At 44.5% G+C, this 16738-nt stretch carries 17 protein-coding genes; 14 read left to right on the forward strand and 3 right to left on the reverse strand.

Annotated features, from left to right (window positions below):
* Nucleotides 1-49: 49 nt before the first annotated feature.
* From moaC to ABIC84_RS00400, 3 genes are read left to right on the forward strand one after another with little or no spacing between them, the layout of a single operon-like run.
* Entirely contained in the window at nt 50-520 is a 471-nt protein-coding gene (gene moaC / locus ABIC84_RS00390) for a cyclic pyranopterin monophosphate synthase MoaC (RefSeq protein WP_426586342.1), read from the forward strand.
* Complete coding sequence (locus tag ABIC84_RS00395) at nt 501-1712, forward strand: NTP transferase domain-containing protein (RefSeq protein WP_426586344.1); 1212 nt, start codon at nt 501-503, stop codon at nt 1710-1712. The genes moaC and ABIC84_RS00395 overlap by 20 nt, the downstream gene beginning before the upstream one ends.
* Nucleotides 1687-2745 (forward strand): ThiF family adenylyltransferase, encoded by a 1059-nt coding sequence (locus tag ABIC84_RS00400; protein ID WP_429262327.1) that lies wholly within the window; start codon nt 1687-1689, stop codon nt 2743-2745. The genes ABIC84_RS00395 and ABIC84_RS00400 overlap by 26 nt, the downstream gene beginning before the upstream one ends.
* A gap of 243 nt (nt 2746-2988) precedes the next feature.
* Here ABIC84_RS00400 and ABIC84_RS00405 read toward each other — a convergent pair whose 3' ends face one another.
* The 3 genes from ABIC84_RS00405 to ABIC84_RS00415 form a co-directional block, all read right to left on the reverse strand.
* On the reverse strand, nt 2989-3408 hold the full coding sequence (locus ABIC84_RS00405) for a molybdenum cofactor biosynthesis protein MoaE (protein ID WP_426586348.1): 420 nt from the start codon (nt 3406-3408) through the stop codon (nt 2989-2991).
* A gap of 12 nt (nt 3409-3420) precedes the next feature.
* Nucleotides 3421-3855 (reverse strand): GNAT family N-acetyltransferase, encoded by a 435-nt coding sequence (locus tag ABIC84_RS00410; protein WP_429262328.1) that lies wholly within the window; start codon nt 3853-3855, stop codon nt 3421-3423.
* Nucleotides 3856-3990: 135 nt separating this feature from the next.
* Nucleotides 3991-4233 carry a MoaD/ThiS family protein gene (locus ABIC84_RS00415; RefSeq protein WP_090526447.1) on the reverse strand — a complete coding sequence of 81 codons (243 nt, stop codon included), beginning with the start codon at nt 4231-4233 and terminating at the stop codon, nt 3991-3993.
* Between the two features lie 368 nt (nt 4234-4601).
* Here ABIC84_RS00415 and fdhD point away from each other — a divergent pair, with 368 nt between their 5' ends.
* The 11 genes from fdhD (at nt 4602) to ABIC84_RS00470 (ending at nt 16545) form a co-directional block, all read left to right on the forward strand.
* Nucleotides 4602-5483 carry a formate dehydrogenase accessory sulfurtransferase FdhD gene (gene fdhD, locus ABIC84_RS00420; protein WP_429262329.1) on the forward strand — a complete coding sequence of 294 codons (882 nt, stop codon included), beginning with the start codon at nt 4602-4604 and terminating at the stop codon, nt 5481-5483.
* A gap of 14 nt (nt 5484-5497) precedes the next feature.
* Nucleotides 5498-5854 carry a DUF7009 family protein gene (locus tag ABIC84_RS00425; protein WP_176627658.1) on the forward strand — a complete coding sequence of 119 codons (357 nt, stop codon included), beginning with the start codon at nt 5498-5500 and terminating at the stop codon, nt 5852-5854.
* Nucleotides 5851-8166, forward strand: a complete 2316-nt coding sequence (locus ABIC84_RS00430) for an FdhF/YdeP family oxidoreductase (RefSeq protein WP_429262330.1) — start codon at nt 5851-5853, stop codon at nt 8164-8166. The genes ABIC84_RS00425 and ABIC84_RS00430 overlap by 4 nt, the downstream gene beginning before the upstream one ends.
* Nucleotides 8167-8235: 69 nt before the next feature.
* Complete coding sequence (locus tag ABIC84_RS00435) at nt 8236-8550, forward strand: hypothetical protein (RefSeq protein ID WP_429262331.1); 315 nt, start codon at nt 8236-8238, stop codon at nt 8548-8550.
* A gap of 107 nt (nt 8551-8657) precedes the next feature.
* The gene (locus tag ABIC84_RS00440) at nt 8658-9263 is read left to right on the forward strand and encodes a GDSL-type esterase/lipase family protein (RefSeq protein WP_354484065.1); all 606 of its coding nucleotides are present in this window, start codon (nt 8658-8660) and stop codon (nt 9261-9263) included.
* A 43-nt stretch (nt 9264-9306) separates the two neighbouring features.
* Entirely contained in the window at nt 9307-10035 is a 729-nt protein-coding gene (locus ABIC84_RS00445) for an esterase family protein (protein WP_176627656.1), read from the forward strand.
* A 47-nt stretch (nt 10036-10082) separates the two neighbouring features.
* On the forward strand, nt 10083-10604 hold the full coding sequence (locus tag ABIC84_RS00450) for an O-acetyl-ADP-ribose deacetylase (protein WP_429262332.1): 522 nt from the start codon (nt 10083-10085) through the stop codon (nt 10602-10604).
* Between the two features lie 43 nt (nt 10605-10647).
* A complete protein-coding gene (locus ABIC84_RS00455; RefSeq protein WP_429262333.1) occupies nt 10648-11217 on the forward strand; it encodes a Crp/Fnr family transcriptional regulator in 570 nt (189 codons plus the stop codon).
* Nucleotides 11218-11284: 67 nt separating this feature from the next.
* Nucleotides 11285-12307 (forward strand): alpha/beta hydrolase family protein, encoded by a 1023-nt coding sequence (locus tag ABIC84_RS00460; protein ID WP_429262334.1) that lies wholly within the window; start codon nt 11285-11287, stop codon nt 12305-12307.
* Nucleotides 12308-12413: 106 nt separating this feature from the next.
* A complete protein-coding gene (locus ABIC84_RS00465; RefSeq protein WP_429262335.1) occupies nt 12414-13811 on the forward strand; it encodes a hypothetical protein in 1398 nt (465 codons plus the stop codon).
* A gap of 316 nt (nt 13812-14127) precedes the next feature.
* Entirely contained in the window at nt 14128-16545 is a 2418-nt protein-coding gene (locus ABIC84_RS00470) for a glycoside hydrolase family 3 N-terminal domain-containing protein (protein ID WP_429262336.1), read from the forward strand.
* Nucleotides 16546-16738 lie beyond the last annotated feature (193 nt).

The raw sequence follows: 16738 nt of genomic DNA on the forward strand, positions 1-16738 counted from the left end.
TGCATGCAAATATTCTTAAATCCTATAATCAAGTAAATCAAGGTTCATAATGTTAACCCACATAAACAAACAAGGCGATCCTAATATGGTTGATGTAACTGAAAAGCAGGTTACACACCGTACTGCTACCGCGCGCAGCGTGGTTGCTTTGCCTGCACAAGTATTTGAGCTTTTAGCAGGGAATGAATTGCAGACTAAAAAGGGCCCTGTTTTTCAAACAGCTATCATTGCCGGTATTATGGCCGCCAAAAAAACCGGCGAACTGATCCCGCTTTGCCATCCGCTGGGTTTGGATAATTGCAATGTAGCCATACATATCAACGAACAACAAGAGGTTGTTGTTGATTGTACTGCAAGCATCACCGCCAAAACAGGCGTAGAAATGGAAGCGCTGGTAGGAGCTTCAATAGCGGCGCTTACTATTTATGATATGTGCAAGGCCATGAGCCATGATATAGTGATAAAAGAAACCAAACTGATCTCAAAAACAGGAGGTAAACGTGACTTTAAAAGATCATAACCAGCCGTCGGGCACCCATAAAAAACACGCCAGGCTGTCAAGGCCTTCAACCGGTAACTTTGGCCGTAACGAGTGGGCTATTCTGGGCGGCCCCTGTACCGTGATCAAATTATTGGCCGATGATGTGATCCGTTCGCTTTCACCGGTTTATAAATGTGCTTATGTGGATATGTCACATAACGATGATATTACTTTGCTGCCCGGCAGATTGGTGAGCGGCGCCTTGCTCGAATATACCGACCAGGTAAACTATCAGCAATTCAATTATCAAAACCCGGTATATCCTTATCAGCTCAAACAGCAATTCTCGTCTGCCGACCTGGTAATAGTTAATGGAAATCACCAGCAGGCTAAGGCACAGGTAGTTATTATCGATAGTAATAAAGAAGCGTCGCTGCAAAAAAGGATAGGTCAGCTCAATAATGTTCAGCTTTTTCTGCTGGCCGATAATGCAAGCGAAATCCCGGGCTTTATACAGGAGGTTATCCCTCACTGGCAGCAGATCCCCGTTTTAAAAGTAGATGAACGTGAAAAGATCGTAGCCTTTTTTGAAGCCGCGTTAAAACAGGCCAAACCTGTTTTAAATGGACTGGTATTGGCCGGCGGCAAAAGTACCCGAATGGGTTTTGATAAAGGTACGGCCAAATGGCATGGCAAGCAGCAACGGTATTATATGGCCGATCTGCTTAAAACCTTTTGTCGGGAGGTTTACATTTCCGGTCGCCCCGGCCAGCAGCAGGAAATTGACCCGGTTTATCCCGTTATTGAGGATACATTTACTGGTTTAGGACCTTATGGGGCTATTCTTTCCGCTTTTCGCGAGCAGCCGGATGCCGCCTGGCTGATCATAGCCTGCGATTTGCCTTTGATGGATGAAGCTACCCTTCGCAATTTAGTGGCCTGGCGAAACAGTTCGTCGGTGGCTACGGCTTATCACAGTCCGGTAACCGATTTCCCTGAACCTTTGATAGCTATATGGGAGCCTAAAAGCTACCCTGTACTGCTATCGTTTTTGGCGCAAGGGTATTCATGCCCGCGCAAGGTTTTGATCAATAGTGATATTACATTGTTAAACGCCCCACAACAGGAGGCACTGACCAATGTGAATACGCCTGAAGAATTGGAGAAAGTAAAATCAATGATCCACCATACAATAGTTGCTACTAATGAATCAGGATTTACAACGATATAACTGCCAGATAGCACTGCCTGGTTTTGGCGAGGAAGCCCAGCAATTATTGCAGCAAGCCCGCGTGCTGGTTGTCGGGGCTGGAGGGTTGGGCTGCCCGGCTGCACAATACCTGGCATCAACCGGAATTGGCACATTGGGAATTGCTGATTTCGACCAGGTATCGGTAAGTAACCTGCACCGCCAGGTATTATATAACCCTACTGATGAGGGGGAAAATAAAGCTGAAGTGGCTTGTTCACGCCTGCAAGCGCAAAATCCAGGTATTAAGCTTGTTTCTCATGCCATCAAAATAACATCCGATAATGTGATGGATGTTATCAGCAATTACGACATTGTGCTGGATGGTACCGATAATTTCGAAACCCGTTACCTGCTTAATGATGCCTGTGTTTTGGCCGCTAAACCGCTTGTTTATGGTGCCATTTATCAGTTTGAAGGGCAGGTTGCCATTTGGAACGTAAGCAACCCCAAAGGGGCAAATTCGCCCAATTATCGTGATTTGTTCCCCGAAGTGGATGCTACCCAGATCCCTAACTGTACTGAAGGCGGAGTAGTACCTACACTGGCCGGAATCATTGGCTGTATGCAGGCCAATGAAGTAATCAAGTACATTACCAAAACCGGTGAATTACTGGCCGGGAAAGTGCTGATCTTTGATGCACAAAGCATGCAAAGCCGCATCTTTAAGATTGGCCCGGTAACAAAAACACATATCCGCAGGTTAAAAACAACTATCACTATTCCAACCATCAATGCAGATGAACTAAAAAAACGGATCCTTTTAGATGATACGGTAGAACTTATTGACGTGCGTACCATCCACGAGCGTGAAGCCTATGATATTGGCGGTACGCATATCCCGCTGGATGAAATAGAAGAGTACCTGGCCTACTTTACCAGCCCGAATACCAAAGTCCTTTACTGCTCATCAGGTAAACGAAGCGAGGAAGCCGTAAAACTTATCCTCAAAATGATCCCCGAGGCCGATGTGTTTTCATTGGAAGGTGGGTTAGAAGAGTATAAGGCTGATTAAATGATTTCGGATATCGGAATTTCGATTTCGGATTTTTTTAATTTGAATCGAAAGTTTGTGCCGTTGTTTGTGTTGTCACCAACAACTTTTTTGTATCCTAAGCTTTTATAATGACGAAACCTCCAACAAGCGGCAGCTACGGAGTGGGAGTTGTTGGTGACAACACCAACAACGACGAGGAAAATCTCCCATTGAAAATTGAAAAATCCGAATTTCAAGTTCCGAAATCCAATATCCCAAATCCTAAGGATGTGCTGCCACCCAGACATCGCCATCCTCAAAGCTTTCTTTTTTCCAGATAGGGACGGTTTGTTTAAGTGTGTCGATGATGTACCTGCAGGCATCAAAGGCAGCGTCACGGTGCGCTGCTGAAACGGCAATAACAACCGGCACCTCGCCAACCTGCAGCAATCCGGTACGGTGGTGAATCAGTATTTTTTGTACCGGCCAGCGTTCAAAGGCCTGCGCAGCAATTTTGTTCATCTCGCTGATGGCCATTGGCTCGTAAGCTTCAAAATCGAGCCTTAAAACTTTTTTTCCTTTGGTTGCATTGCGTACGGTACCAATAAACACATCTATCCCCCCGGATTCATGTGACATGATCCAGTCGATACATGATTGGATATCCAGTGTTTGGGCCGATAGAAGGATCTGTGTGTTCATAGCAATGCAAATCTATATTTTATCTGCCAATGATTTCATGAGGTATTTGGGCGACTCGGAATAACCCTGCCTGTAATAAAACCGGTGGGCGTCGGTCCTGCGTGTATGGCAGTGTACCTCTATCCTGTCGGCATCACGTTCTTTGCCAAGTTCGGTAATATAACCCTCAAGAGCCTTACCAATACCTTTGCCCCGGGTGTTTTCATCAACAGAAAAACAACTGATGCGAATAAAATCACCCTTAACTACCAGCTGTGTTAAAAAATCAATGGCGATAAAACCTGCAACCTCACCTTCATCTTCATAAACCAAAACCTTCGATGAAGGTTGCTCTAACATTCGTTCAAGGTTACCCGGCAAAAAATCTTCAGTGCCTGGATAACCCAATTGTGTTAGCAAATTTGATATTGCAGTATGATCGGCAAGCGTTGCGCTTCTGATGGCCATTCTATATTAAGTTGATTGTTTAATATTGATGAAATTGAGGTAAGTCCTAAAATACTACTGCAAGCTGCCCACTAAAAACTGTAAACTGCCGCTAAAAAGTTTACTGCCACTGCTACTTAAAAACTGCAAACTGATCTACCCCCCGCTTACCGGCGGAATGATCGCTATTTCGTCGCGTTCGTGAATAGTATCGCCGGGCAGGGCATATTCGTTGTTAACAGCCAGCATGTATGATGAAAGCTGCTTTAAACGCGGGTATTGTTGCTCAAGCAGGTATTTTAAATTGGAGATAGTTGCATCGTTGGTCATTTCCAGGCTAACTTCGCTGCTTCCAAATATCTCCTTAGCCACTCCAAAAGCCAGTATGTTGATCTTCATATCTCAAAAATATTCAAATTAGCTTACAAAACGAGCAGCAGGTTTAAATTTAACAAATCAACATATGTAAGTTCATTATGCGGGTCCAAACCTCCGGGTTTGAACCTAAACAAAAAAATAAGCTTGGAGGATTAACCTTGTCGGGGTTTACATGTGTTAATGCTGTTTTTAATGTAATTAATTGATTATAAATTAAATAATGTAAAATAGTTCGAATTTCTGTTAACCCTGTTAATCCCTTGCCGGGCTAAGCTAACGGCTGTTTTGCAGACGCTTGCCTCAAAAACAATTCAAACGAAGGGACTTAAACTTGCCTTCTGCACATAAACTTGCATAAACAAACTATGCCATAAATTGTATCTTTGAATATGTCTTCGCCATCAGTTATTCATATCCCGGTTGTAAAAGTTAACGCTAACCGAAGCGCAAGGGAGGAGGATAGCATAGCCATTGAAGAACCACTTGAAATTAAACTGGAATATGGTCCTGCAGATGGCAGAGAGTTACGTAATATCTCTGTAACTATGCGTACCCCCGGTCATGATGCCGAACTGGCAACCGGTTTCCTTTTTACCGAAGGCATTATTAAAAATGCAGATGAGATAAAATCAGCTAAACACAGCTTTATAACCTGCGCTGAAAACAAGAAGAATACCATGCTGGTAACACTTGAACAGGATGCACTGCCGTACCTTCAAAATACCGAACGGAATTTTTATACCACAAGCAGTTGCGGTGTGTGCGGAAAGGGTTCTATCAGCGCTATTCGCACAGTAAGCAATTTTGCCGCCGGGGCAGATGATGGCAATGTGATCCATAGTTTGGTACTTAATCAGTTACCGAAGATTTTGCGCGGGCACCAGCGGGTATTTGATGATACGGGCGGTTTGCATGCATCGGCTTTGTTTACTCCTTTGGGTGAGCTGTTATTATTAAGAGAAGACGTAGGCAGGCATAATGCTTTAGATAAGCTGATAGGTGCTGCTATGATGTATAACTGGCTGCCGTTGCAGCAAACAGTATTGTTACTTAGCGGCAGGGCAAGTTTTGAGCTTATTCAAAAGGCCGCGATGGCAGGTATCAGTATTATTGCGGCAGTAGGTGCGCCGTCAAGCCTGGCTATAGAACTGGCAAACGAATTTAATATTACACTGATTGGCTTTTTACGCGATGAGCGCTTTAATATTTACGCGGGCGCGCACCGGGTAATGGTCCACGATGAGGCCGTACTAACGGCGCCATCGGCGTAAACTGATTGATACCAATGAAAATAAGGATAAAAGGTAATTCATTAAGATACAGGCTCACAAAAACTGATGTAGCCAAACTGGCCGAAGAAGGTTATGTTCAGGAAACCGTCGATTTTGGCAGTCAGCAGCTTATTTATGCTTTGAGACTGGTTGATGATGAGCATCTTTCGGCAACCTATAAGGAGAATGCCATAACACTATATGTGCCAAAAGCTGTGGCCACCGGCTTTGCCGACGACGATAAGGTAGGTTACGAAGGTAAACACGGCAGTTTGCATTTACTGGTTGAAAAAGATTTTACGTGTTTGGATGAAGTCGCCGAAGATCAAAGCGATAATTATCCTAATCCCTTAGCAGCTAAAAAGCCATGAGCAAGCAAGCAGAACAAGGACCGGCAGCAGAGAATCCTGAGGAGCTACTCGACCTGAAAATAACACATCCAAAAGACTGGGCGGCGGGTATCCCTGCTGTTACAGTGGCTATGGTTGATATATTAAAGGAAGTAGGCCTGGCAAGAGGTATGGAAGGCTTGTTTCATATGAACAAAAAGAGCGGTTTTGATTGTTCTGGCTGTGCCTGGCCCGACCCGGATGACGACCGTTCGCCCATCGCCGAATATTGTGAAAATGGAGCCAAAGCGCTTGCCGAAGAAGCTACTACCAAAAAGGTCACTGGTGATTTTTTTGCTGAAAATTCGGTAGCGGATCTTGCCAAACTTAACGATTATGAGATAGGGAAGAAGGGACGCATAGCCCAACCAGTATATCTGGCCAAAGGAGCTACACATTACACACCGGTAAACTGGGACTTCGCGTTTAAAAAAATAGCGAATGAGCTTAACGGCTTGGCGTCGCCCGATGAAGCTGCATTTTATACATCCGGCCGTACCAGTAACGAGGCTTCATTTACTTACCAGTTATTTGTGCGCGAGTTTGGTACCAATAACATGCCCGATTGCTCCAATATGTGCCATGAAAGTACCGGTGTTGGCCTTGCCGATACTATTGGCATTGGCAAGGGCACAGTCACCCTTAATGATTTTTACGATACCGATGTAATCATTATCATGGGGCAAAACCCAGGTACCAATCATCCCCGGATGCTTAGCGCGCTTGAAAAGGCTAAGCAGAAAGGCTCAAAGATCATTGCGGTAAACCCCTTGCATGAGGCTGGGTTAATGGGTTTTAAAAACCCGCAAACGGTAAAAGGCATTTTAGGTATCAAAACGCAATTGGCCGATCTGTACCTGCAGGTAAAAATAAACGGTGATATGGCTTTGCTAAAAGCCATGGAAAAACTGCTATATAAAGCCGAGCGGGAAAATTCCGGCAGTGTCTTCGATCATGAATTTATTAAAAAGAACACTACTGGTTACGTTGCCTTTTTAGACAGCCTGAACCAATACAAGATTGATGACCTGGCTAAAGCTGCCGGTTTAACAGTGAATGAAATTGAACAGGCGGTTGATTTGATTAAAAATAAAAGCCGCATCATTATTTGCTGGGCTATGGGCATCACCCAGCATAAAAACGGAGTGGATACCGTAAAAGAAATTGTGAACCTGGCCATGCTTAAAGGCGCCATTGGTAAACCCGGTGCCGGTTTGTGTCCGGTGCGTGGTCATAGCAACGTACAGGGTAACCGTACCATGATGATCTGGGATAAGCCAAAACCGAAGCAGTTGGATAAACTCAAGGAAGTTTTTGGTTTTGAGCCGCCGCGGGGCCATGGTTATGATGTTGTTGAATCTATTAAAGCTATGGACGAAGGCAAACTTAAAGTGTTTTTTGCCATGGGCGGCAATTTCCTTTCGGCTACGCCGGATACCCTGTTTACGGCACAGGCCTTGCGTAAACTTAAACTTTCGGTACATGTATCAACCAAATTAAACCGTAGCCATCTGGTTCATGGTGAAGAAGCTTTGATCTTGCCAACACTGTCACGAAGCGATAAAGATGTTGTAAATGGCGAGGATCAATTTATAAGCTGTGAAAACTCCATGGGGGTTGTCCAAATGTCAAAAGGGATGCTGAAGCCTGTATCTGAACATCTGATGAACGAGAACCAGATCATTTGTAATCTTGCTAAAGCCACATTAGGTAATCGTGCCGTTGTCGACTGGGATAAGTACGCACAAAGCTATGATGCTGTGCGCGACGCGATTGCCAAAGTCATTCCGGGCTGTGAGGATTATAACCAAAAGGTACGTTTGCCCGGCGGTTTTTACCTGCCAAACGCCGCCCGCGAGGGTAAGTTTATCACCGAAAAGAATGGAGCTGTTGTGCCTTTCAATATCGCCCCGTTGCCGAAGCATGAACTGGCTGCCGACGAATACCATATGGCAACCATCCGCAGTCATGATCAGTTTAACACCACCATATATGGCCTTGACGACCGCTACCGGGGCATTCACAATGAGCGCCGGGTAATTTTGATGAATGAAAAAGATATGAAAAAAGCCGGTTTCAGGGCGCAGGAAAAAGTTGACCTGTTTAATTATGATGATGGTGTTGAGCGGGTAGCGAGGTTGTTTGTAGTTGTACCTTACAACATTCCCGAAGGGAATACAGCTACCTATTACCCCGAGGCCAATGTGTTGGTGCCGATCAACAGCGTTGCAGAACAAAGCAATACGCCAACATCCAAACTGGTTAATATCAAAATCAGGAAACACCTGGCTTAATCCATTCTAAATACTTACACACTTAAAACAAAAGCGTTTACATAATACTTATCTCCTAAAAAAAGTATTATGTCATTTGATCAATATCACGAACCGGCAAATGAGCTATCCGACGAAACCCGCACCTTTGCCCGGATGATAGTTTCATTAATCGAAGAAGCTGAAGCTATAAACTGGTACGAACAGCGGATTTCTGTCGAGAAAGATAACCAGGCCAAAGCCATTATGCAAAACGCACAGCAGGAGGAGTTTAAGCACTTTGGTATGGACCTTGAGTTTTTACTGCGCAAAAAGCCGGTATGGCGTACTACGCTGCAGGCTATCCTTTTTAAAGAGGGTGATATTGTTGAGTTGGGCACCAAAGGCGAAGAAGCGGCAGAATAATAGTCATTTTTACATTTTTAATACCATTGTTAATCATCGTTACATTAAGTTAGGGCTATTGTATTATCTTTAGCGCTTAAATTAATACGGCCCTACTATAGAAGAATATGATCTGGTACGAAGAGGATGTGAAGCAGCTGGAAATTAAGCGAACCAAGCTTGATTATGTGCCGCGGGTAATTTTTTATGGAAGCTCATCCATTCGTTTGTGGAATACGCTTGATGCTGATTTTGATGACATGCAACCAGTTAACCTGGGTTTTGGCGGTTCTACACTGGCTGCCTGTGTATGGTTTTTTGAACGTATAATGCATTCTTATAACCCCGAATCCATCGTAGTGTATGCGGGCGATAATGATCTCGGCGATGGCCGCAATCCCGAAGAAGTTTTTATATTTTTTAAGCAGCTCACAGTTGAGGTTGAGCGGCTTTTTGGTAATATTCCCTGCTATTATATATCGCTTAAGCCAAGCCTTGCCCGCTGGCCTATTGTTGAAAAGTACAGGTACACCAATAGCTTAATTGAAAACGAGATAATACACCGCCATAAAAACTGGCAGTTCATCAATATATTTAATCAGATGATAGATGCTTCCGGTAAACCAATACGAGAATATTATGATAAAGATGGTTTGCATTTGAGCAGCGCCGGTTACGCTTTGTGGAAAAAAGCTGTTTTACAGCGAATGCCGCAAAGTATCAAATTAGCTTAATATAGGGTTTACACGCATTTGTCATCTTTCAGCGGTTTAAAAGATGAAAAGAGAGTACCACAAGTGGTTCAGTCCGTCGCTTCAGCGCAATATGGAATTGCTGGTTTTTGGCCATGCGGGCGCCTCTGTTCTATTTTTTCCCACCCGCACAGCCCGGTTTTATGATTATGAAGACTGGAAAGTAATTGAAGCCTTACGCAGTAAAATTGAGGCAGGTCACCTGCAGGTCTACTGTGTGGATAGCATCGACCGGGAAAGCTTTTATAATGAGTTCAGTCATCCTTACCATCGCATGGAAAGGCACCTGCAGTATGAGCAATACATTTTACAGGAGGTAGTGCCCTTAATGAAAACACTTAACGCCGCCGGTTCAATTATTTCGGCAGGTTGCAGCATGGGGGCCTATCATGCGGTTAACATAGCATTTAAACATCCCTTGGTATTTGTGAAAGTAGTAGGTATGAGCGGGCGCTATGACATTACCCAGGCTATGGGCAATTTCCGCGACCTGTTAGATGGGTACCGCGATGAGAATGTGTATTTCAATATGCCTAACCAGTTTTTAAATAACCTGCATAGCCCCGAAATTATTGACCAGATCAAGCGTCTCCAAATTATCCTGGCCGTGGGCGAGGAGGATGCATTTTTGGAAGATAATAAATACCTAAGCACCGTATTGGCCAGCAAAGGCATCCAAAACAGCTTGTATATTTGGCACGAGGAAGCACACCGCGCCCGTTACTGGCGTAAAATGGTGCAACTTTATTTCTAAAAGCAAAACACTTTCCTGTTTGTTTATTTGCTATAATTTAAAATATTATGGGCACTATTGAATTAGTACAGGGCGATATCACAAAAATTAAAGCTGATGCCATTGTAAACGCGGCAAATACATCACTGATGGGTGGCGGCGGTGTCGATGGCGCGATACACCGTGCCGGCGGACCGGAGATTCTGGAAGATTGTCGTAAGATAGTAGCCCGGCAGGGCGGCTGCAAAACCGGGCAAGCTGTAATTACAACCGGCGGTAAGTTGCCTGCTAAATACGTCATCCATACCGTAGGTCCTGTTTATAATAGCGGTAAAAAAGGCGAGGACGGACTGTTGCAATCCGCTTATTTAAATAGTTTGAAGCTTGCCGCAGAAAACGATGTGCACACCATAGCTTTTCCTAATATCAGTACCGGCATCTATCATTTTCCAAAAGATAAGGCTGCAGCCATTGCCATTAAAACTGTCAAGGTTTTTTTGGCTGATAATGATGTTGTTGAGAAAGTAATATTTGTTTGTTTTGATGCTGAAAACTTTGGCCTGTACGAGAATTTGCTTGCTCAAAAATGATCAGGGATTTGTCAACCCAATGCTAAGTGCATAAATTGCAGCTATGCATCCTGCTTTAAAACAACATCTTGAAGGTAAATTAATCCTCTCGCCTGAACATGAGTGGCTGATTGCTAATTGTTTTAAAACCCGCTTTACCAAACGCAATGAGGTCCTGGTTGAAAAGGGGAGCATCGCAAAACATTTATATTTTGTGGTTAAAGGATGCCTTAGGGTATTCTTAACTGATGATGAGGGCAATGAATCAACCCGGTTCCTGATATTTGAAGGGCGTATGGGTACCGCATTCCCCAGCTTTATATTAAAAGAGCCTTCTGTTGCCTCCATTCAAAGCCCCGAGCCATCCGAGTTGCTGGTACTGAGCTATACAGATCGCGACCTGCTGCTTCAGGAGATTCCCGGATTTGAAACCATGTACCGTAAAGGGCTTGAGCTGGATTACATCGCGTCCATACAGCGGATAGAAAGCCTTATCACCATGGATTCAAAAGCCCGTTACAATATCCTGATGCAAACCCAGCCCGAAATTATTAAAAGGCTGCCCAATAAAATAGTTGCCGATTACCTTGGTATCTCGCAGGAAACCCTGAGCCGCCTTAAATCAAAAAAGTGATTTATTGACTATTGTCAATCTTTTTGACTCACTGAATGTGTTGCTTTGTGATATAAACGCTAACATTATGTGGAAACAAACCTTCACCATTATTATAATCTTGCTATCAGGCCATCTTGCGATTGCCCAAAACTTAGGCGAGCGTACCCTCAATTTTAAGGACGAAAGCCGCAATAACCGCCCGGTAGTTACGGAAATCTGGTACCCAACGGCTGATACATTGAAACCCACAGATAAACACTTTTCGCCCTTTTTACGGCAGTCAACAGTTCGTAATGGTAAGCTTCCGGCAAATAAACTGCCGCTTATCCTGCTCTCGCATGGCACAGGTGGCGGCCGGTTAACTTTGGAGTGGCTTGCCCAGGCCATTGCAAACAGCGGTTGCATAGTTGCTGCTGTCGATCATTACGGCAATACCTATGATCATAAAATTCCTCTTGAATTTGTTAAGCCATGGGAACGTCCGCTGGATATCAGTTTCGCTCTTACATTCTTACTGAATAACCCCGAGATTGGCCCCCTTATTAATCAGCAAAAAATAGGCGCAACCGGGTTTTCATTTGGCGGATATACTATGATAGCCCTGGCCGGTGCAAGGCTTGATTTTGAACAGGCCCGTAATTATTATAAAACCACAGGGCGCAAAGATCTGGAGATACCGGAGTTTCCGGGTTTGGTAAAACTGCTGGACGATAGCACCCTGATTGCCGACTCCAAACATGTGCCCCCGCTAAAAGATAACCGGATCAAAGCATTCTTTTCCATATCGCCCGCATTAGGCTTCGGTTTTACCCGCAAAGAGCAGGTAGCTGATATTAAAGGCGCCTTGTATATTGTAGGCTCACAAAGTGATAGCATAGCCCCGGTTAAAACCAATGCCAGGCATTATCATCAGCTAATTGGCAAATCAAAATATACAGAGCTGCCCGGTAAGGTAGGCCATTACGTAATGCTTGGCGAGGCCATTGACGCTGTAAAAAAAGAAGCTCCGATATATTTTACCGATGATCCTTCGGTTAACAGGCATGCCATTCACTTACAGGTGGACAGCTTGGCTGTCGGCTTTTTTAAGACGGCGTTAAAGTATTAGTCGGCCAGTAAAATTTAACAAAACCTTATCATTAGGCTAAAAACATTTTTATCGTGCAGGAGTTGATAGTTAAATCTGAATCGTAGAATTTTTTCCTGCCGATACTATGAAAGCTTTTGTGTTAGGTTTGCTTATCACACTTTTTGCCGGTGTTAATGCCGGCGCGCAACCAAAAAATGTAAGCGGCGTTTACGCCGGTATTGAAATAACCTTACCTGTTACTATGGGGGGAGGCATGGGCCGCAGTGATGTTGTTTTCCAGTTAAGGCCCGATGGTACTTTTAACGATTTGCTTGAAAAGCCCGATTGGAAAACACATGTTGCAGGCCGTTACCAGGTACAGGGCAGTACGCTCAAGCTGCAGTATCTCAAAGGCGCCAAACAGGAATATAAAATTGAATCTGACGGCGATATCGATGCAGGTTCTTTCAGTATTTTAAAGCTCAATACTGCCGATAGGGTACCTGCCGGTTATTATCAATTTACACATGCAAGTAGCATGGGAGGCGGGAATACCGGGCAGGTATTTGTTGGCACATCGGGCTCAAAAGGTCTTTATTTTGATGGTAAGGGCAATTTTAGCCAAAATAGTTCTTCAGCTACCATGGTATCCGGTGAAGGCATAGGAGGTGGCGGAGGTCGCAAAGACAGCGGGGCAGGTACCTATACAATTAAAGATGGAGTACTTACCCTAAATTACAATACAGGTAAAACCGAAACGCATAGTTTCTTTTGCCGCCCCGGTGAAAAACCGGTGATGGCTGCCATTGACGGCAATATTTATTTTATGGAGGACAAAGCACCCAAAAGCGCGTCATCCTCATCTAAAACAACATCCGGGTCTTCCGGCAATGCCAAAACAACTGCCGGAAATCAGGCAGCTGAAACCGGTGATAATGATGCTGCGGGTTTATTAAACAAGGCTGCCGAAGTACACGGCGGTGCAAAGCTCAATGCAATTAAAACCATGCAGATCTCTGCTACGATGACGGGCCTCGATTTTACCATTAAGATTGACCTGTCTGCTCATCGTGTGCGCTCTGAGATTCGCAAAGGTGGGAAGTTGTTGCAGGTTGAGCAAATGGAAGGTGATAATGGCTGGCAATGGCGTAACGGCGATAAAAAACCGCTTTCATCTTCCCGCATATCGCAATTGAAACAAGGTTTCCGTTCAGGAGCGTTATTATTCAGGAAAGAGAACCTCGACCATATTCAAAATGTTAAGGCACAGGAGGGTAAAAATAACGTGATGATAGTGAGCTATAGTTTTGACGGCATAACCAGTTTTGCCGTGTTAGACAATAAAAATCAGTTGGTTGGCGAAGGTACTAAAGTAGGCTCGTTGGTGCAGATATCGGCTTTTACCGGTTTTAAAACGGTTGATGGTATTGTTTTCCCTGCCGCCGAATTACAAACAGAGGGTGCGCAAAAAAGCAGCATTACCTATAACGATTATAAAATAAATCCAGCCTTTACCGAAGCTGATTGGGCAGATGCCCGTTAAGATCATGCCATGGAGTTTTGATAATATATATTATCAAATAGCTGCAAACGCCAATTATTATATAATCCGCAATTGCAAACAAACCTTACATAATAGCTGCCGTTATCTCGCGGCCTTCCCGGCAGATGCCATAAATAATAAGCGTTAAAATTAGAAGGTACGCAAATGCCGAATTGGATTAGATTAAGGTTGTTACTATGCAAGTGGCGGGTTTAAACCTCGTCACTCAAACGATATAGTTAAAATATACGGCCCCGGGCATGGCTGCACCCCACACAGGTTTATATATTTGAAGTTCCAACTCCAATACAACCTCATGAGAATTAAGTACTATCTGCCGCGGGTATTTGTGGCATCCGCTTTATCTATCAGCTTTAGCCTTGCAGCATCGGCACAGGAAAAAAATATCTATCACAAAGGCTGGATAGATTTTAATAAGAACGGCAAAATGGATGTGTTTGAAGATCCCTCACAACCCATTGATAAGCGTGTGGCCGACCTGGTAAGCCAGATGACTGTTGAAGAGAAAACCTGCCAAATGGCTACCCTTTATGGTTATAAACGCGTTTTAAAAGATGAAATGCCTGTACCCAACTGGAAAAATGAAGTTTGGAAAGATGGTATCGCCAACATCGACGAGGAACTGAATAACCTTACCTCGCATACCGACGATGCGCCCACGCAATATTCATACCCGTTCAGTAAACATGCTTCGGCAATCAACACCATCCAAAAATGGTTTGTTGAGGAAACCCGTTTAGGAATTCCGGTTGATTTTACCAACGAGGGGATTCACGGCCTTAACCATGACCGGGCCACGCCACTGCCTGCGCCAATATCCATAGGCAGTACCTTTGATAAAGAACTTGTGTATCAGGCGGGTAAAACCGTTGGCCGCGAGGCTAAAGCCCTCGGATATACCAACGTTTATGCGCCTATACTTGACCCCGCCCGTGACCAGCGCTGGGGCCGTGTAGTTGAATGTTATGGTGAAGACCCCTTTCATATTGCCGAAATGGGCAAGCAAATGGTGCTGGGGATTCAGGAAGGTGGCGTAGCCTCAACCCTTAAGCACTTTGCTGTGTACAGCGTGCCTAAAGGAGGCCGTGACGGCAGCGCCCGTACCGATCCGCATGTGGCACCGAGAGAAATGCACCAGTTGTATTTATATCCTTTCCGCAGGGTGATCCAGGAGGCGCATCCTATGGGCGTAATGAGTAGCTATAATGACTGGGATGGTGTGCCCATAACCGGTAGTTATTACTTTTTAACCCAGCTTTTACGCCAGCAATTTGGATTTGATGGTTATGTGGTAAGCGACAGTGAGGCTGTTGAGTTTCTGTACTCTAAACACCATGTAGCGGCAGATTATAAGGAAGCCGTAAGGCAGGCGGTGGAAGCCGGGCTTAACGTACGCACTAATTTCACTATGCCGCAAACCTTTATTATGCCTTTGCGCGAGCTGATCAAAGAAAACCGCATCTCCATGAAGATTATTGATACCCGCGTTGGCGAAGTGCTGAAAGTAAAATTCAGGTTGGGGTTGTTTGACAGTCCTTACGTTAAAGATCCTAAAGCTGCAGATAAAATAGTGCACACCGATGCGGACAAGGCCATGAGTCTCAAAATGAACCGCGAATCGATGATACTGCTTAAAAATGCCAATAACCTGTTGCCGTTAGACAAAAAGAAGTATCCTAACATTCTGGTAACTGGTCCGCTGGCTAAGGAAACTAACTATGCTGTAAGCAGGTATGGTCCATCGCATAACCCGGTTACTACCGTGTTTGATGGTGTTAAAAATTATGTTGGCAACGATGCTAAAGTAAGCTATGTTAAAGGCTGCGATATGATTAACGCTACCTGGCCCGAAAGCGAGATCATTGAAACGCCGCTGACGGCGCAGGAGCAGGCAGGAATTGATTCGGCGGTGGCGCAGGCCAAACAATCGGATATAGTGATTGCTGTGGTAGGTGAGGATGTTGACCGTGTAGGCGAAAGCTTATCGCGTACCGGCTTGAACCTTCCCGGCAGGCAATTAAAACTGATTCAGGCATTACAAGCCACTGGCAAGCCTGTGGTAATGGTGATGATCAACGGGCAGCCGCTAACCATCAACTGGGAAAATAAATATGTACCGGCCATATTGGAAGCCTGGTTTCCCAGTGTACAAAGCGGGAGGGTGATTGCTGAAACCCTGTTTGGCGATAACAATCCCGGCGGAAGGTTGCCGATCACTTTCCCAAAAACAACCGGTCAGTTGGAGTATAATTTCCCTTTTAAACCATCGTCGCAGGCAGAACAGGGCGGGCAAAACAGCTGGGGCAAAACCAGTGTAAAAGGTGCTTTATACCCTTATGGTTACGGTTTAAGCTACACTACGTTTGAGTACAGTAACCTGCAGGTATCGCCCGAAAAAGGTAACTCGCAGGGACTTATACAGGTTAGTGTTGATGTGACCAATACCGGTCAGCGCAAAGGTGATGACGTGGTGCAGCTTTATCTTAAGGATGAAGTAAGCAGCGTTACAACTTATGAGTATGACTTACGTGGTTTTGACAGGATCACCCTTAACCCGGGCGAAAAGAAAACTGTGCAATTCACGCTGCATCCCGATGATTTGGCACTGCTGGATAAAAACATGAACTGGACGGTTGAGCCTGGTAAGTTTATGGTGATGATAGGCAGTTCATCGGTTGATATTAAACTGAAGAAAGAGTTTGAGATAGAGTAAAAAGGATGTTTATGACTTACGAAGTTTTTAAAAACTTCGTAAGTCTGTTCTTCATTAATAAAGGGGCTTAATGAATGATTTTTTGAACAAATGAACCGGATTTTGTCTGGCATGATTATCTTTATACCCGGAAAGTTGACGGTAGCTAAACATTTGTTATTGAGGACTAAAATAATTACAAATCCGTATCGTT

The organism is Mucilaginibacter sp. 3215 (assembly GCF_050433785.1).
GTDB lineage: Bacteria > Bacteroidota > Bacteroidia > Sphingobacteriales > Sphingobacteriaceae > Mucilaginibacter.

What these genes read in the sequence shown, in the direction of transcription:
- moaC (WP_426586342.1), top strand. Translation starts at nt 50, where the DNA reads ATGTTAACCCACATAAACAAACAAGGCGATCCTAATATGGTTGATGTA.
- ABIC84_RS00400 (WP_429262327.1), top strand. Translation starts at nt 1,687, where the DNA reads ATGAATCAGGATTTACAACGATATAACTGCCAGATAGCACTGCCTGGT.
- ABIC84_RS00405 (WP_426586348.1), bottom strand. Translation starts at nt 3,408, where the DNA reads ATGAACACACAGATCCTTCTATCGGCCCAAACACTGGATATCCAATCA.
- ABIC84_RS00410 (WP_429262328.1), bottom strand. Translation starts at nt 3,855, where the DNA reads ATGGCCATCAGAAGCGCAACGCTTGCCGATCATACTGCAATATCAAAT.
- ABIC84_RS00415 (WP_090526447.1), bottom strand. Translation starts at nt 4,233, where the DNA reads ATGAAGATCAACATACTGGCTTTTGGAGTGGCTAAGGAGATATTTGGA.
- fdhD (WP_429262329.1), top strand. Translation starts at nt 4,602, where the DNA reads ATGTCTTCGCCATCAGTTATTCATATCCCGGTTGTAAAAGTTAACGCT.
- ABIC84_RS00425 (WP_176627658.1), top strand. Translation starts at nt 5,498, where the DNA reads ATGAAAATAAGGATAAAAGGTAATTCATTAAGATACAGGCTCACAAAA.
- ABIC84_RS00430 (WP_429262330.1), top strand. Translation starts at nt 5,851, where the DNA reads ATGAGCAAGCAAGCAGAACAAGGACCGGCAGCAGAGAATCCTGAGGAG.
- ABIC84_RS00435 (WP_429262331.1), top strand. Translation starts at nt 8,236, where the DNA reads ATGTCATTTGATCAATATCACGAACCGGCAAATGAGCTATCCGACGAA.
- ABIC84_RS00440 (WP_354484065.1), top strand. Translation starts at nt 8,658, where the DNA reads ATGATCTGGTACGAAGAGGATGTGAAGCAGCTGGAAATTAAGCGAACC.
- ABIC84_RS00445 (WP_176627656.1), top strand. Translation starts at nt 9,307, where the DNA reads ATGAAAAGAGAGTACCACAAGTGGTTCAGTCCGTCGCTTCAGCGCAAT.
- ABIC84_RS00450 (WP_429262332.1), top strand. Translation starts at nt 10,083, where the DNA reads ATGGGCACTATTGAATTAGTACAGGGCGATATCACAAAAATTAAAGCT.
- ABIC84_RS00455 (WP_429262333.1), top strand. Translation starts at nt 10,648, where the DNA reads ATGCATCCTGCTTTAAAACAACATCTTGAAGGTAAATTAATCCTCTCG.
- ABIC84_RS00460 (WP_429262334.1), top strand. Translation starts at nt 11,285, where the DNA reads ATGTGGAAACAAACCTTCACCATTATTATAATCTTGCTATCAGGCCAT.
- ABIC84_RS00465 (WP_429262335.1), top strand. Translation starts at nt 12,414, where the DNA reads ATGAAAGCTTTTGTGTTAGGTTTGCTTATCACACTTTTTGCCGGTGTT.
- ABIC84_RS00470 (WP_429262336.1), top strand. Translation starts at nt 14,128, where the DNA reads ATGAGAATTAAGTACTATCTGCCGCGGGTATTTGTGGCATCCGCTTTA.